The sequence below is a fragment of the Streptomyces spiralis genome (assembly GCF_014654675.1).
GTDB classification, from domain to species: Bacteria; Actinomycetota; Actinomycetes; order Streptomycetales; family Streptomycetaceae; genus Streptomyces; species Streptomyces spiralis.
In genome coordinates, this window is record NZ_BNBC01000156.1 from 1 (window position 1) to 719 (window position 719).

Below are 719 nucleotides of genomic sequence, written 5' to 3' on the forward strand. Positions count from 1 at the left end.
GTTGGACTCCATGTCCAGCTGCTGGAGATAGGCGGTGAACTTCGACAGGTAGTGCGAGTAGGGCAGCACCGCGTGCGACTGGGCGTCGTGGAAGTCGCCGTACCAGACACCCAGCAGGCCCAGCAGCAGCGGCACATTGGACTCGGCGGGGGCGGTGCGGAAGTGGTCGTCGACGATACGGAAGCCGTCGAGCATCTCCCGGAACCGGTCCGGGCCGATGGCGATCATCAGGGAGAGGCCGATGGCCGAGTCGTAGGAGTAGCGGCCGCCGACCCAGTCCCAGAACTCGAACATGTTCGCCGTGTCGATGCCGAACGCGGCGACCTTCTCCGCGTTGGTCGACAGCGCCACGAAGTGCCGCGCGACGGCCTCCGGCCCCGCGCCCAGCTCCGCCAGCAGCCAGTCGCGGGCCGAGGTGGCGTTGGTGATCGTCTCGATGGTGGTGAAGGTCTTGGACGCGACGATGAACAGCGTCTCGGCGGGGTCCAGGTCGCGGGTGGCCTCGTGCAGGTCGGCGCCGTCGACGTTGGAGACGAACCGCACCGTCAGATCGCGGTCGGTATAGGCGCGCAGCACCTCGTACGCCATGGCCGGGCCGAGGTCGGAGCCGCCGATGCCGATGTTGACGACGTTGCGGATCCCCTTGCCGGTGTGTCCGGTCCACTCCCCGGAGCGGACCCGGTTCGCGAAGTCGCTCATCTTGTCGAGGACCGCGTGGA

The 719-nt window shown here is 67.9% G+C and carries 1 protein-coding gene; it reads right to left on the reverse strand.

Annotated features, from left to right (window positions below; all coding sequences use genetic code 11):
* The coding region (locus IE318_RS44465) for a phosphoglucose isomerase-related protein (RefSeq protein ID WP_506005432.1) at window positions 1–719 on the reverse strand (719 nt) is incomplete at both ends.